The organism is Lysobacter sp. Root983 (assembly GCF_001429345.1).
GTDB lineage: Bacteria > Pseudomonadota > Gammaproteobacteria > Xanthomonadales > Xanthomonadaceae > Lysobacter.
On the sequence record NZ_LMJO01000012.1, the window covers coordinates 343,808 to 357,551 of the forward strand.

Below are 13,744 nucleotides of genomic sequence, written 5' to 3' on the forward strand. Positions count from 1 at the left end.
GCGCGTTTGTCGGAGTTCATTGAAATCGAGTCGATCTCGATCTCAAGTGGTCAGATTGTCCTGCGGCTATGGTTGCTCTAGTCGGCGCTTGAAGTGGCTCTGAGTTTCAGGGTCGGCACAATAGACGTAACAACCCCTCATGCCGCGCGTCATTAGCGTCTTGTAGGTGTTTCGAATGACTTGATCTAGGCGTTCGCGCGTCGCGTCCGGGTCTCTGCGCATTGCACTGCGCCAGCCTCGAATAGAGCGATCGTTGCTGGAGCGAGCTTCCGGGTTGACGGTCATCTGGCCGGATCGCGCTACTAAGTCAGGCCCGATGATGACGCCCACATAGTCGAGTTCCAGCCCCTGGCAGGTGTGAATGCACCCAACTTCATTGATCGAGTTCGGGGCGACGATCCACAGGCTGCTGTCTTGGCTGAGGTTCCATTTGCGAGCGTAGCCATGTTCCGGAATGACGATGTCGTTCCGCTCCGGATGCTTCTTGCTTACCCAGTCCCAGCAATAGCCGGCGACCACGCGCGAGCGATTGTTCGCGGCATTCTTATCCTCGATTAGGCGGTGTAGCTCGTTCGGGGAGTCGACTACACGGAAGTCGAAATCGAAGTCGCTGACCAGCTCATCCGCGACCTCGCCGATGCCCAGCATGTTGTTGAGCCAGGCGATATAGCCGTCCGACCCGTTGCATCGGAACTGGGAGGCGAGTTGCAGGCGGGTCACTTCGGCGCCCAGTTGCGACGCCCAGCGCTCCAGCTCTCGGGAGTGCCCAATGTCGCTCAGCGTGACCAGTTGGTCGTCATCGACAAAGAAGATCGCGCACTTGGCGCTTTGAATGATCTCCTTGATCTGGTTCTCGCCGAGATTTCCGTACAGGCCCGACTTCTCGTTCAAACGATGCGCTTCGTCGACGATCAGGGCATCGAACGCGTTGGGCTCAGTCGTGGTGAATGCACCCGATCCCTTGAAGAGGTTGTCGATCGCGTTGGTCTTGAAGCTGCCGGTAAGCTTGGCCTTGAACACGGCTCGGGGCGCCGCGTTCTTTGATACGTACTGGCAGACCAGGCCAAGCTTTGAAAGGTGGTTGAGCAGGTTGATGGCGATGACGGATTTTCCGGTGCCCGGCCCACCCTGAACGATGACCACCTGCTTCCGGTCTTCGGAAGCGCGCTTTCCGGCCGACACGGCCGTTTCGAAGGCGACCTTTTGGTCGTCGATAAGCACGAACTCACGGTTGCCTTTCAGCATGCCGGAAAGGCTGTCCACCAATGCTTTGGACGGCCGAATACGGCCGTTCTCGATCTGGTAGATGAGTTCGCCATTGTCGCCGCGCCGGACATGCTTTTTGATGAACTCGCGGAGGCGGCGGCGCTCCTCTTCGCCCTTCAGGAACAGGGGCGCCTTCTGCGTGTAAGCGTCGTACCTGGCATTGTCGATAATGTCGTCGCGTACGTAGTTATGCAGGTACGCGCAGGGGCTGAGGGCGACGCCGTGGTCGTAGACCGCCTCATTGAAACCTTCCAGCAAGGTGGCATATGACCAGGCCTGATAGCTGGGGTGAGTGCCTTCGGTCGGTGGGGCGGAGCCGCCTCGGCGCGCCAGGATGATGCCGTCTTTATCGGTGAGTGCGGCCTGCGACCATTGCTTGAGTTCGACGATAATCAGATTAGGCGATCCGGATTCCGCCTGGCCCGACAGGATGAAGTCGATCCGTTTCGCCGATTGCGGTATGCCGAATTCGATGCCGACGCCGACGTCCTCGGCGATGTCCCGGTCCCGTAGGACCTTCGCCATCTCGGATAGGGAGGCCTTCCACGAGCGCATTTCGGCGTCTGGCGCATAGCGACCGGTCCGCTGCAGGTATCCATGCGCGATGACCTCTTCGATATCGAGGTTGTCGTGGTCATCGAGAAACTTCGACTTCGTCGACTGGTAGACGATCAAAGGCCGCCCTCCTTGTGGCCGTCGCTCATAGTTCGGTGTACTTCTTGCTATTGCCCCTGGCCAGATCGACCGGGTACTTGGACGCATTGACCTCCAGCTTCTTCCAGGCTGCCTCGATCGGATCTATGCCGAGCTTGTCCGCGAAGCGGATCAGGTACAGCAGGACGTCGGCGATCTCCTCGGCGACGGCCGCTCGCTTGGACTCGTCCAGGGCCTGGCTTTGAGCGTCGGTGAGCCATTGGAAATGTTCGAGCAGTTCCGCGGCTTCCACCGACAAGGCGGTGGCAAGATTCTTCGGGGTGTGGAACTGGTCCCATTCCCGGGCCAGGGCGAACTCCCGCATGGCCTCCTGCAGGGCCTCGATACTGCGTTCCATGTTGCTCATCCGTGCGACGTCAGAGCAATGCTAGCTCACCGGAAGGCTGGGGAGTCGACACCCCGCTGGAGGTCGGTTGACGCTAACCTCCGGGCCAGGAATGGGGTCAGAGTGCACTTCACGAGACGCGCTGGCCGGATGTCATGAAGAGCAGCCTGCTCCCATATCAGATCCCCTTGTAAGGCAATCGCAGGTCCCCGCTTCAACGCCTCCACCATCCCAGGGGAAGAGCGGCGGGGTGGGGGTATGATGCCCAGAAACCCCAGTAAGAACCCGCAGCATGGCAAAGGCGAATCCCCTTCAGGAACAGCTGCTCAAGGCAGGCTTGGTCAAAAAGTCCAAGGTGGCCGAGGTGGCGCGCGAGCAGAACAAGGCGCGGCATGCCAAGGGGCCGTCCGGGCCCAGCGAGGCCCAGTTGGAGGCGGAGCGGGCGCGGGCCGAGAAGGCCGAGCGGGATCGCGCGCTGGCCGCGGAGCGAAAGGCACAGGCGCGGGTCGCCGAACTGCGCGCGCAGGCGCGGCAGATCATCGAGGACAGGAAGGTGCCGCGCTCGGGCGAGAGCGAGTACCGCTTCACCGCGGGCGGGGTCATTCGCACCTTGCTGGTCAACGAGGATCTGCGCAAGAAGTTGTCCTCTGGCGAGCTCGTGATCGCCTGCCTGGGCGAACGCTACGAACTGTTGCCCCGCTCGGCGGGGGATAAGGTCCGCGAGCGCGACGCCAGCATGATCGTGCTGGATCATGGGCTGGCCTCCGACGCCGGTGCTACCGCGACGACGGCCGAAGACGATGCGTACTACGCGCAGTTCAAGGTGCCCGACGATCTGGTTTGGTGACTGGCGCTGGAATCCGGTATTAAAGCCCGGCGTCGGAGTTCGTCTTTGGAGGCTTTCGCTGGCGGTAGTGGCGAAAGTCCATTCCGGCTCCATCTTCGGCAGCTCTACCTGCGCACGGACCGGCGCCACGTCGAGCAGTGCGGACGCTGGCGCTTTTCGAAAGCGACCCGCCGTATAGATCAAACGGCGGCGAAGGTTACCGTGACGCGCAAGCCGCCCAGCTCGGGCGAGCGGTCCATCGCGATCTGCGCGCGATGCAGGGACACGGCTTCGGCGACGATGGACAGGCCCAGGCCGCTGCCCTCCACGCCGGTGCCCAGTTCGCGGTAGAAGCGCTCGAACACTCTGGCGCGGGCGTCTTCCGCGATCCCCGGCCCCGAATCCTCGACCACCAGCACCGCCGAGTCGCCGTCGCGGGATACCCGCAGGGCTATCGCCCCGGGTGCGGGGCTGTAGCGCAATGCGTTGTCGAGCAGGTTGCGCATCAGGGCGTCTATCGCGAGCTCTTCTCCGAATATGCTCACCGACGCCGCCGACATGGTCAGGGTCTTGCCTTGGGCCGCGGCCAGGGCGCTGTAGTCGCGGAAGTGCCGGTTGGCCACGACCGACAGGTCGATTCTGTCCATCTGCGGCTTGCGCTCGCGCGATTCGAGTCGGCTGAGCATCAGCATTTGGCTGACCAGCCGCTCCATACGCTCGATGCTGTCGTCGAGATAGACCTGCGACTGGGCTCTCTCGTCCTGCGTGGGCGCGTGGCGGACGTTGAATGCGTGAACCTTCAAAGCCGCCAGGGGCGTTCGAAGCTCGTGCGCGACATCGGCGGTGAAGCGACGTTCGCGCAGCAGCGCATCGTTCAGTCGCGACAGCAATCCGTTGATTGCCTGCACGATGCCATGCACTTCGGTCGGCACTTTCGCCAGAACGATGGGCTCGAGCTGTCTGGGATCCTTCAGGGCGACCGCGTCCGACACGTCCTGGATGGTGCGCGTGACCCAGCTCACCGCCAGCCACACCAGTAGCGCAAGCACGGGCAAGGCCAGCAACAGCGGCAGCATGGTGCCGAAGGCGATGTCCTCGGCCAGCTCGCTGCGGATCGCGGATTGCTCGGCCGATTGATACCAACGCCCCGCCGGCGTCTTCAGAGTGAAGGTCCGCCACTGCTCGCCGTCGAATACCGCGTTGCCGTAGCCGGGCACCAGCGGCGCGAGGCCGGTGCGGGGGCCGCTATCGGAAAGCAGCAGTATCTGGCCGGTGGCGTCGCGCACCTGGAACGCCAGCTTGGTCTCGTACGCATGACCCGTGGCGAACGCCAGGGCGTCGCCGACGCCGCTGGCGTTGCCGTGCCACACCTTCACTTCGATCGGGTTTCCGGGGTGCTCGGCCAGGTCGGCCAGCGGCTCGTCCACGAGGCTCATCAGCACCCGCGCGGAATGCGCGAGCTTGGCGTCGAACATCTCGCCGGCCTCCTGCAGGCCGGCGCGATAGCTGAAGAACGCGGCCACCAGCAGCACGGCCGTGGTCCCTCCCAGCAGGGATCCCAATAGTCTGTTGCGGATGGATCCCATGAGTGTTCGCTCTATCCGTCGGCGTGGGCGATCTTGTCGTCGATAGCGTAGCCCACGCCCCTCAGCGTTCGGATCAGCTCGGGGTGAAGCTTCTTGCGCAGGGCGTGCACGTGCACGTCCACCGCATTGCTGGCGACATCCTCATCCCAGCCATACAAGCGCTGCTGCGCGGACTCGCGGCTGATGGGCCGACCCTTGTTCTCCATCAAAAGGTGCAGCAAGGCGAACTCCCGACGCGGCAGATCGAAGCGTTTGCCCCTCCACGTCACCAGCAGCGTCGCCGGATCGAGCACCAGGTTGCCCAATCGCACTATCGGATCGGCGCGCCCCTGCGTGCGGCGAATCAGGGCCCGCACCCTCGCTAACAACTCATTGGTGTCGAAAGGTTTGCCCAGGTAGTCGTCGGCACCGGTGTCCAGCCCGAGCGCGCGGTCGCTGGCGCGTTCGCGTGCGCTCAGAACGAGAATGGGCAGGCCGTCTCCCGTGCGCCGGGCCTGGCGGATCACTTCCAGGCCGTCCATGTGCGGCAGGCCCAGGTCCAGCACGACCAAGTCGATGCCGCCGTCCTTGATCGCGGCCAGCGCGCTCACGCCGTCCTGCAGCCAGTCCACCGAGTAGGTGGCCCGGCGCAATGCCGTTCGGATGCCTTCGCCTAGCGACAAATCGTCTTCGACGAGCAGGATGCGCATGCGGGCAGTGTCTTCGCTGGATCAGCGGCTGGCAAGGTGCGAACGGACCTTGGTGAGCAAGGCCTGGATGTCCTTGCGACGGCCCTGGTCGGCCAGTTCGCGGCCAGGGCGGGCCGGCGCGGCCAGGGCCTTCTCTAGCGACGCGGCGGCGGCTTTCCAATCGCCCTGATCCTGCAGATAGTCGCCATAGAAATAGTTGGCGTCGATGCCGTCGGGGTCCACCTGAAGACCGGCCTTCAGCAGTTCGCGCGCCTTGGCATCGTCGCCGAAGCCGATCGGCCAGCCGGGAACCTGGTAGTACAACGCGCCCAAGCTGGTGTAGGCCGCGCCGTCCAATGCCTTGGGGTCGATGGCCAGGGCTTGTTCGAAGTCCTTTTTGGCCTGTTTCACCAGGCTCAAGGCGCCCAGGCCGCCGCGCTCGCCGGCGAAGCTGGACAGGACGATGCCTTCCCAAATCAACGCCGATGCGTTGCCGGGCTGCGCGGCGCGAACGGTGGCGGCCTGCTTGGCCAAGGCCTCGAACCCGGATTCGCGCTGCTTCTTGGGCGTGTTGTAGTTGATCTGCGCCCAGCGGTCTTGCACGGCCGCGACTTGCGCGGGCAGAACGGCCTGCGCGGCCAGGCACGGCAGGGCGGCGACGCCGAGCAGCAGGCCGGCCAGCAGGGACGCGCGACGGATGCGGAAATCGAACATGGCTGGTTCCTCGGTAGTGGGGCGGCGATCAGGGGCGCGCGTGGCGCCGGATCAGGGGCAGCTGCGCTTTCAGGTTTCGATCGATCAGGCTGGGGAACGCGCCGTTCAAGCGCGCGAACAGCTTTTCCGGCCAGCCCAGCTGCATGCGCGGTCGTTCTTGTTCGATCGCCGCGACGAGTTGCGCGGCGACCGCGGCGGGCTCGTCCTGGGCGACTTTCATCGCCCGGTTCAAGCTGTTCACCGCCTCCGAGTTGAAGGCCGTTCGCGTCGCGCGAGGCGCGAGGTATTGGAATCGCAAGCCGGTGTCGGCGTACTCGCGCGACAGGCCTTCCATCAGCCCGCGCAGGCCGAACTTGCTGGCGCTGTAGGCGGAGAACCCCGGAAACGCCAGGCTGCCGAAGGTGGAGCCGATCGCGGCCACCGTCGCGCGTTCGTGCTGCTTCAGTATCGGAAGCAGGTCGTGGATCAGTAGCGCCGGCGCCACCAGGTTGGTGTCGAACAACTGTTCGAGCCGTGCGGGCGATTGATCCTCGAACAGGCCGAAGGCGCTCTGGGCGTGGGCGAGGATGACGACGGACGGCGATGGCGACAGGCGGCGCGCGAGATCGATCACGCGCGCGCGCCCCTCCGCGCTCGACAAGTCGGCGGCCAGCGGCGTCACGCGCCCCGCTTCGTGGCGCTGCGCCAAGGCGGCCAGGGCCGGCTCGTTGCGGCCGACCGCGATCACGCGGGCTCCCGTCGCCACCAGCGCGTCGCACAGCGCGGAGCCGATTCCGCCGCTGGCGCCGGTCAGCAACACCGTCTTGTCGCGCAGCGCGATCATGCGGCGGCGGCCAGTTCGTCGGACTCTTCGCGCAGCGTGCGGAAGATGTCGCCGTAGAGCTTGTAGAAGCGTCGGGCGGCATGCACCACCGCCTGGCGGTCTTCTTCCTCCTCCAGGCGGTTCATCAGCTGCTCGTAGAAGCCGGTATGCTCGACATCCAGATCGCCGTGGGATCGCAAATAGGTGAACGCGTTGCGCGGCAGTCCGAGCGAGGTCTCGATGGTCTCGGCGGCGCGCGTGGCCAGCGCCACGCTGGTGCCCTCCAGCACCAGCACCATGCCGAAAAATCCGACCGGGTTGCCGCGCGCGATGGTGTCGTAGGCATAAGCCACCATCAGTTCGGTGGCTTGCGACGGGGCCGAGTTCGCCTTCTCCGCCCGATCGCAGCCGCAGGCCGCCAGATCGTCCAGCACCCATTCGTGGTGGCCCATTTCTTCTTCGATGTATTCGCCGATCGCGGTGCGCAGCCATTCCAGGCGGGCCGGAAGCCGCCCGCCGCACGCCATCAGCAGCGGCACCGTGTGCCGCACATGATGAAAGGCCTGGGTCAGAAACGCGATGTAGTCCTGCCTTTCGATTTTCCCGGCCAAGGCGGTCTGGATGATGGGAATCGCGATCAGCGCTTCGCGCTCGCGCTGGGTCTGCGCCAAGAGGCGCTCGTGGAACGTCATGCGGGTACTCCTGTCTCGATAGGGGGAGAGGAAGACGGATAGCGCTGCTCGATCGCATCGGCGTAACGCGCGAAGATCGCGTCGCGTCGCGGCCGGCCGTTGCTGGTCATCAAGCCGTCGAGGGCGCTGAAGGCCGCATCGGCGCGCACGATGGCGCGCACTTGCGCGTAATCGGGCAGCTGCGCGTTGACCTGGTCCAGCGCCGAGCGCAGTTGCGCGTCGGTGAGCGCGGGGTTCCGCGGCCAGACCACGGCGACGTTGAATTCGCGGGCCTCGCCATGCACCACGGCTTGAGCGAACATCGGGTGTTGCAGCAGTTCGCTCTCGATCCATTCGGGCGAGACGTTGCGGCCGAAGGCGGTGATGAAGACGTTCTTGCGGCGGCCGGTGATGTAGACGTAGCCGTCCTCGTCGATTCGTCCCAGATCGCCGGTGGCGATCGCGCCGGGAGCGGGTGTGTCGGCGCCCAGATAGCCCAGGCAGCGCACGCCTTCGACCCACAGTTCATCGTCGACGACCGTCACGCGCGCATGCGGCAAGGGCTGGCCCACGCTGCCGGGCCGGATGGCGCCCGGGCGATTGAGGCAGACGACCGAGCCGCATTCGGTCAGGCCATAGCCCTCATAGACCGGCAGGCCGACGGCTTGCGCGCGCGCCAGCAGGGCGGGCCCGACGCGCCCGCCGCCGACGGCGAGAAAGCGCAGCGAGTCCGGCAAGGCGGCGCCATGTTCGGCCGCCATCACCAGCGCCAGCAGCAACTGCGGCACGACGATCGCGCTTTCGGGGCGGTAGCGGTGCAGACATGCCAACAGGGTGGGCACGTCGAGTCCGGCGGCGCCGGTGTAGCCGATCTCGGCGAGGTGGGGCACCGCGATTTCAGCGCCGGCGATCAGCGCGGCGTACACGCCGGCGACATTCTCCAGCAAGGTCGACAGCGGCAGCAGGCACAGATGGCGGCGCGGCGCCAAGGGTTGTGCGGCCTGGGCGAGGGATTGCGCCACTTGGTACAGGGCCGCTTCGTCCAGGCACACGCCCTTCGGGGCGCCGGTGGTGCCCGAGGTGTAGGTGACGCAGGCGGTGCCATTCGGCAGCGCCACCGCGGTCGCGCTCAGCGGCCATAGCCGCAGGCCCGGCGCCAGTTCCTGCGAGACGGCGATGTCCGCGTCGCCGGGGGGCGGTGATTGGTCGGACAGCACCAAGGCCTGGGCACCGCTGTCGGACAGGGCATGGGCCATCTGCGCGGGGCTGAAGAAGGTCGGCACCGGTACATGGGCGATGCCCTGGCGGCGCAGCGCGAGATCCAGGATCAGCCAGTCGGGGCCGTTGTCCAGGCGGCTGGCGACGCAGCGCAACGCCCGCGCCGCGAGCTGTTCGGCCACTCGGGAAACCCGTGCCCGCAAGTCATCGTCGCTGAGATCGCCGTCGTTCCAGGTCACGCGCAGCGCAGGTCCGACGCGTTCTTCGATCAGTCGCCCGATGCTCATGACCGCGCACCCGCGAGCGTCTTCTCGGACTGCGCGTCGGCGGCCACCGTCGACCGCTTGGCCTCCGTCAGGTAGGCGTACCCGGCTGCGAGATCGCCGAACATCAGCTTGGGCTGGGTCTCGTAGTAGCGGCCCCAGTCGCTGGAATCGCCTGACACGCGCGCGGGCGAGGCGTCGGCGATCTCCACCGTGGCCAGGTGCAGGCGATCGAAGGCGTTGCGCAACTGCCGGGTGGCCACGAACAGCACCCAGCGATAGCCGCTGCGATGCAGGCGCGACGTCAGGTCGACGATGACCTCGCGGCTTTGCCCTGCCGACACGGCCGCGAAGTTTCCGACCTCGACCAGCTCGTTGCGATTCACCGGCCGCCCGACGAAATCGCCGATGGCGCGCTCGGCGGGCTCGTCGAGGTACTGTTCGACGAACAGTCGGCCGTCGGCGCCGCCACGCAATCCCACCGCGGCGTGCAGTGCATTGGTCTGGTCCCGGAATGCGATCAGTCGCGGCAGGAAATTGCGTAGGCGCGCGCCGTATCGCAACTGGTACACCTGAGCGATGAAGGACTCAACTTCGGGGCGGACGGCATCGTCGGAATCCACCTCCAGGCCGGATGGCCGCAGATCGAGGTCGGTATTTTTGTGGGGATGAGTGCGCATGGAGCGGCATCATTCCGCTCCCCGATTAAGTCACCATTAGCACATTGTTAGGCAGATGTAAGGCGCGCATTAGCTTCTCGTTCAACGCGTCCGCCATGCGCGCGATCCCTTGCGCGATGGGGCCGACCACCTCTGCGGTTGCGCCGCCCCTGATTGCGAATCGGAGCGATTCGCAACGCTGGCGGCCTCGTTCCCGCCACTTGGGGCGTATCGCTAGGATCGATATCCGCTCGAGCCCGGGCCGGGGTTCCGACAGGCTGGGGCCGGGGGGAGGGGCGCGCCTTCGTGCCGCCCAGGCCGATGAACGTAGCCGCGCGTCATGGAAAACGGATGGGGCGTCAGGGTGGCGGCCCTGGGCGGGGCTATGCTGCCCACGCACCACGAGCAGCACAGACCGCAGCTCCCTATCACCCAGCTCAAGGATGAAGCCATGAACGACACTCAGGATGGCGGGGCCACGCAGCAAGGCGTGCCCGCCGACAAAGCGGCCTATCTGGCCGAAGCGACCGCACTGTTCAAACAGATCCTGCCGTTATGGGATTCGGCCGGCAATGTCTGGCGCACCGCCTGCGCGTTCGACAGCCTGCTCGACTACTTCGTGGTCAGCGGCACCGACAGCACGAACTATGCCGATGACGCGTTGACCGCGTTGGATCCGACCAAGAAAGGCAATTGGTGGGACGATTTCGGTTGGATCGGCATCGCCGCCTTGCGGGCGGCCGAGTTGGGCTTCGCGGCCCAGCACCGTTACGACTTCCTCAAGATCGCGATCAATTCCTGGTGCTACATGTACGGCGCGGGCTGGTCGACGGCGTCGGGTCCGCAGGGGATTTATCCCTACCTCGATCCGCCGGGTTGGGCGAGCTTCGCCAGTACTCACACCAAGAACACGGGCGCGCCCAATTGCTGGGTCTACATCAACCAGACTTGGCCGGGCGTGACGCCGGACATGCAGGCCAAGCTGCGTCCGCGCTATTCGCCCGGCGGCATCTGGAACTCGCCGTTCACCGCCACCGAGCATCCTATTCCGTCGGCCGAGTACAACAGCGGCGGCGGCGACGTCCTCAATCCGATCCAGAACACCGTCACCAACGCGGTCTATGCGCTGCTGAGCCTGCGCTTGTCGCAGGCCGCGAAGCGGCCGGATTTCGCGCCGTACTTCAGCGGTGTGGGCTTCAATCTCGCGGCCTGCAATCAGGCTTGGGAAAACCAGATTGCCTGGTGGCAGTTGTGGATGCTGAAGACGGCGGACCCGCTGCAGTCGTTGTTGTTGACCGGGCAGCAGGGCTCGCAGGGCGGGTCCTTGGTGCGCGAACGCGTGTCCAGTTTCCATGCGGTGAACAACGAGATCTACTGGGATTCCTCCTACAACAAGGACATGACCTGGAGCGGAGACCAAGGCCTGCTGATCGGCGCCCTGCGCGAGGCGAACGCGATCTACAAAGCCTCGCCGCCGCCGGTGTGCGGCCTGTATCCGGATCTGATCAAGGGCACGTTCGCCAACTACTTCCGGCCGCGCACTTATGGCTCGGTCAGCGGCAGTTTCCCCTTGCCGTGGCTGGAGGTAGGCGCCGCGGACCCGTACAACGCGACGCCGCCGGGCAGCGACTACGGCGATTACCAGACCGGCGTGGGCGCCTATATGCGCTATCTGCTGCAGGCCTATCAGGCCGAGCCGGCGCTGCTGAGCGCGTATAAGCCGACGATCATCGCCGCGGCCAACGCGCTGGTGAATCCGAACTTCGGCACGGCATCCCCGGTCGGCCAGTGCGACGCGTTCACTCCGCAGGGCTTCGACAAGGCCGATCTGATGTCGGCCTACGTCAACCGTTTGGCGGTGCTGACGCTGGCGATCGCGATGAGCTGAGTGTTTGCAGTGCGGTCGTCGGTGCCTGCGGGTGCCGGCGACCGATTGTTTCGATTGAGGATGCGATGCGCAGCGCGCGCTGAGTCGACGGCAGCGCGCGGTCTCACACCGGCAGTGCGGTGGTCTTCTTGACCGTGCGCAGCGCCAGCGTCGATTGCACGCGCACCACGCCGGGGAGCTGGGTCAGGATTTCGGTGTGGATGCGCTCGAAGTCGGCGGAGTCCGCATAGGCCACGCGCACCATGTAGTCGGCGGTGCCGGCGAGCAGGCAGCACTCGGTGACTTCGGGGTGGTGCTGGATCGCCGCCTCGAACGCGTCCAGCGAGGCGCGCCCCTGTTGGTCCAGCGACACCAGTACGAAGGCGGTGCCGGGCAGGCCCACCACCTTCTCGTCCAGCAGCATCACGTAGCGCGCGATCAGGCCGCGCTCCTCCAGCAATTTGACCCGCCGCAGGCAGGCCGAGGGCGACAGGTTGATCTGCTGGGCCACGTCGGCATTGGTCAGGCGGCCGTCCTCCTGGAGCAGGCGCAGGATGGCGCGATCGCGGGAGTCCAATTTCATTCGCATATTATTCGATGAATAGCCGGAATACTGGCGAATAGTGCGGCATTGCAGGTCTGGGAGCAACGAAATTGGCGAATAAGTGCATGTTTGCTCGTCCATACTGCCTCCCCACAAGGCGCCGGACGAGCCGGGGCCAGATCAACGGCGAGAGCAGACCATGCGCATTGGTGTCCCGAAGGAAATCAAGAACCACGAGTACCGCGTAGGTCTCGTGCCCTCGTCCGTGCAAGAGCTGGTGCACCACGGCCATCAGGTGATGGTGCAGGCGGGCGCCGGTCTGGGCGCCGGTCTGTCCGATGCCGACTACGTCGCCGCCGGCGCCGTGATCGTGGACGGCGCCGACCAGATCTTCGCCGAGGCCGAAATGATCGTGAAGGTGAAGGAGCCGCTGGCCGAGGAGCGCGCCAAGCTGCGCCCGGGCCAGATCCTCTTCACCTATCTGCACCTGGCGCCCGATGCGGCGCAGACCAAGGACCTGATCGCCTCGGGCGCGATCTGCATCGCGTACGAAACCGTGACCGCCGCGAATGGCTCGCTGCCGCTGCTGACCCCGATGTCGGAAGTCGCCGGTCGCCTGGCGCCGCAGGTCGGCGCGCATGCGCTGGAGAAGGCGCAGGGCGGTCGTGGCGTGCTGCTGGGCGGCGTGCCCGGCGTGCCGGCGGCCGAGGTCGTGATCCTCGGCGGCGGCGTGTCCGGCACCCACGCGGCGACCATCGCCGTGGGTATGGGCGCTCAGGTCACCGTGGTGGATCGTTCCGCCGATGCGCTCAAGCGCCTGGCCACCCAGTTCGGCACCTCGATCTCGACCGTGTTCTCGACCCGTTCGGCCATCGAAGAGTTGGTGCGCCGTGCCGACCTGCTGATCGGTACCGTGCTGGTGCCGGGCGCCGCCGCGCCCAAGCTGGTCACGCACGACATGGTCCGCACCATGAAGCCGGGTTCGGTCATCGTCGACGTCGCCATCGATCAGGGCGGTTGCGTCGAGACCTCGCACGCCACCACCCATGCCGCGCCGACCTACGTGGTCGACGGCGTCGTCCACTACTGCGTGGCCAACATGCCCGGCGCGGTCGCGCGCACCTCGACCTTCGCGCTCAACAGCGTGACCCTGCCGTTCACCCTGGCGTTGGCCAACCACGGCTGGAAGGAAGCGCTGGTGCGCGACGTCCACCTGCGCAACGGCCTCAACGTCTCCGAAGGCCACGTGACCTGCGAGCCGGTCGCCGAGGCGCACGGCCTGCCTTACGTGAGCGCGGAAACCGCGATCGGTCTGTAAGCGGCGGACGTCGCATGTGCGAAAGGGGCGGCGGTGTTACGCCGCCCCGTCTCGCGAAGGGCGCTTAGTCCTTCGCTGCCAGGGGCGAGCCCTGGCGGGACGGCATCGCGGCGCACTCCAGCCGCGGTGCGCTCCGGTGGCCTGAGACGGTCCCCGGCCGTTCTCGATCTCTGCTCCTACGCCTTTCCTGCGTTCCCCGTAAACGCGCCGACGCCTTGCGCGTAAGCGGCGCGCTTGCGTTCGGCTGCATGCGCGGCGCAGGCCTCCGGCTGTGCAACCGCGCGCCCGCGACAGCGATCCACT

At 65.8% G+C, this 13,744-nt stretch carries 12 protein-coding genes and 1 pseudogene; 3 read left to right on the forward strand and 10 right to left on the reverse strand.

Annotation, left to right across the window (positions count from 1 at the left end):
• Positions 1 to 66: 66 nt before the first annotated feature.
• Together ASE43_RS08830 and ASE43_RS08835 are read right to left on the reverse strand one after the other, a co-directional pair.
• Positions 67 to 1,941 (reverse strand): DUF2075 domain-containing protein, encoded by a 1,875-nt coding sequence (locus ASE43_RS08830; RefSeq protein WP_057160204.1) that lies wholly within the window; start codon positions 1,939 to 1,941, stop codon positions 67 to 69.
• Positions 1,942 to 1,966: 25 nt separating this feature from the next.
• Positions 1,967 to 2,317, reverse strand: a complete 351-nt coding sequence (locus ASE43_RS08835) for a nucleotide pyrophosphohydrolase (protein WP_057160638.1) — start codon at positions 2,315 to 2,317, stop codon at positions 1,967 to 1,969.
• Positions 2,318 to 2,597: 280 nt separating this feature from the next.
• On the opposite strand from ASE43_RS08835, the gene ASE43_RS08840 reads away from it, so the two are divergent.
• Positions 2,598 to 3,152 (forward strand): DUF2058 domain-containing protein, encoded by a 555-nt coding sequence (locus ASE43_RS08840; protein ID WP_057160205.1) that lies wholly within the window; start codon positions 2,598 to 2,600, stop codon positions 3,150 to 3,152.
• Positions 3,153 to 3,331: 179 nt separating this feature from the next.
• Here ASE43_RS08840 and ASE43_RS08845 read toward each other — a convergent pair whose 3' ends face one another.
• The 7 genes and pseudogenes from ASE43_RS08845 to ASE43_RS08875 all read right to left on the reverse strand — a co-directional run bounded on the left by ASE43_RS08845 (position 3,332) and on the right by ASE43_RS08875 (position 9,733).
• On the reverse strand, positions 3,332 to 4,717 hold the full coding sequence (locus ASE43_RS08845) for an ATP-binding protein (protein ID WP_057160206.1): 1,386 nt from the start codon (positions 4,715 to 4,717) through the stop codon (positions 3,332 to 3,334).
• A gap of 11 nt (positions 4,718 to 4,728) precedes the next feature.
• Complete coding sequence (locus ASE43_RS08850) at positions 4,729 to 5,406, reverse strand: response regulator transcription factor (protein ID WP_056178035.1); 678 nt, start codon at positions 5,404 to 5,406, stop codon at positions 4,729 to 4,731.
• Positions 5,407 to 5,427: 21 nt separating this feature from the next.
• On the reverse strand, positions 5,428 to 6,099 hold the full coding sequence (locus ASE43_RS22560) for a hypothetical protein (RefSeq protein ID WP_057160207.1): 672 nt from the start codon (positions 6,097 to 6,099) through the stop codon (positions 5,428 to 5,430).
• Positions 6,068 to 6,919, reverse strand: a pseudogene (locus ASE43_RS08860) (SDR family oxidoreductase); the annotation flags it as partial. The pseudogene ASE43_RS08860 and the gene ASE43_RS22560, both read right to left, overlap by 32 nt.
• The gene (locus ASE43_RS08865) at positions 6,919 to 7,593 is read right to left on the reverse strand and encodes an iron-containing redox enzyme family protein (protein WP_056178039.1); all 675 of its coding nucleotides are present in this window, start codon (positions 7,591 to 7,593) and stop codon (positions 6,919 to 6,921) included. The gene ASE43_RS08865 and the pseudogene ASE43_RS08860, both read right to left, overlap by 1 nt.
• The gene (locus ASE43_RS08870) at positions 7,590 to 9,077 is read right to left on the reverse strand and encodes an AMP-binding protein (protein WP_057160208.1); all 1,488 of its coding nucleotides are present in this window, start codon (positions 9,075 to 9,077) and stop codon (positions 7,590 to 7,592) included. Before ASE43_RS08870 ends, ASE43_RS08865 begins: the two co-directional genes overlap by 4 nt.
• Complete coding sequence (locus ASE43_RS08875; protein ID WP_057160209.1) at positions 9,074 to 9,733, reverse strand: thermostable hemolysin; 660 nt, start codon at positions 9,731 to 9,733, stop codon at positions 9,074 to 9,076. Before ASE43_RS08875 ends, ASE43_RS08870 begins: the two co-directional genes overlap by 4 nt.
• 430 nt (positions 9,734 to 10,163) lie before the next feature.
• Here ASE43_RS08875 and ASE43_RS08880 point away from each other — a divergent pair, with 430 nt between their 5' ends.
• Positions 10,164 to 11,600, forward strand: a complete 1,437-nt coding sequence (locus tag ASE43_RS08880; protein ID WP_057160210.1) for a hypothetical protein — start codon at positions 10,164 to 10,166, stop codon at positions 11,598 to 11,600.
• Between the two features lie 103 nt (positions 11,601 to 11,703).
• Here ASE43_RS08880 and ASE43_RS08885 read toward each other — a convergent pair whose 3' ends face one another.
• Positions 11,704 to 12,162, reverse strand: a complete 459-nt coding sequence (locus ASE43_RS08885) for an Lrp/AsnC family transcriptional regulator (protein ID WP_157489361.1) — start codon at positions 12,160 to 12,162, stop codon at positions 11,704 to 11,706.
• 160 nt (positions 12,163 to 12,322) lie between these two features.
• On the opposite strand from ASE43_RS08885, the gene ald reads away from it, so the two are divergent.
• Positions 12,323 to 13,441, forward strand: a complete 1,119-nt coding sequence (gene ald / locus ASE43_RS08890) for an alanine dehydrogenase (protein ID WP_057160211.1) — start codon at positions 12,323 to 12,325, stop codon at positions 13,439 to 13,441.
• Positions 13,442 to 13,744: the final 303 nt, after the last annotated feature.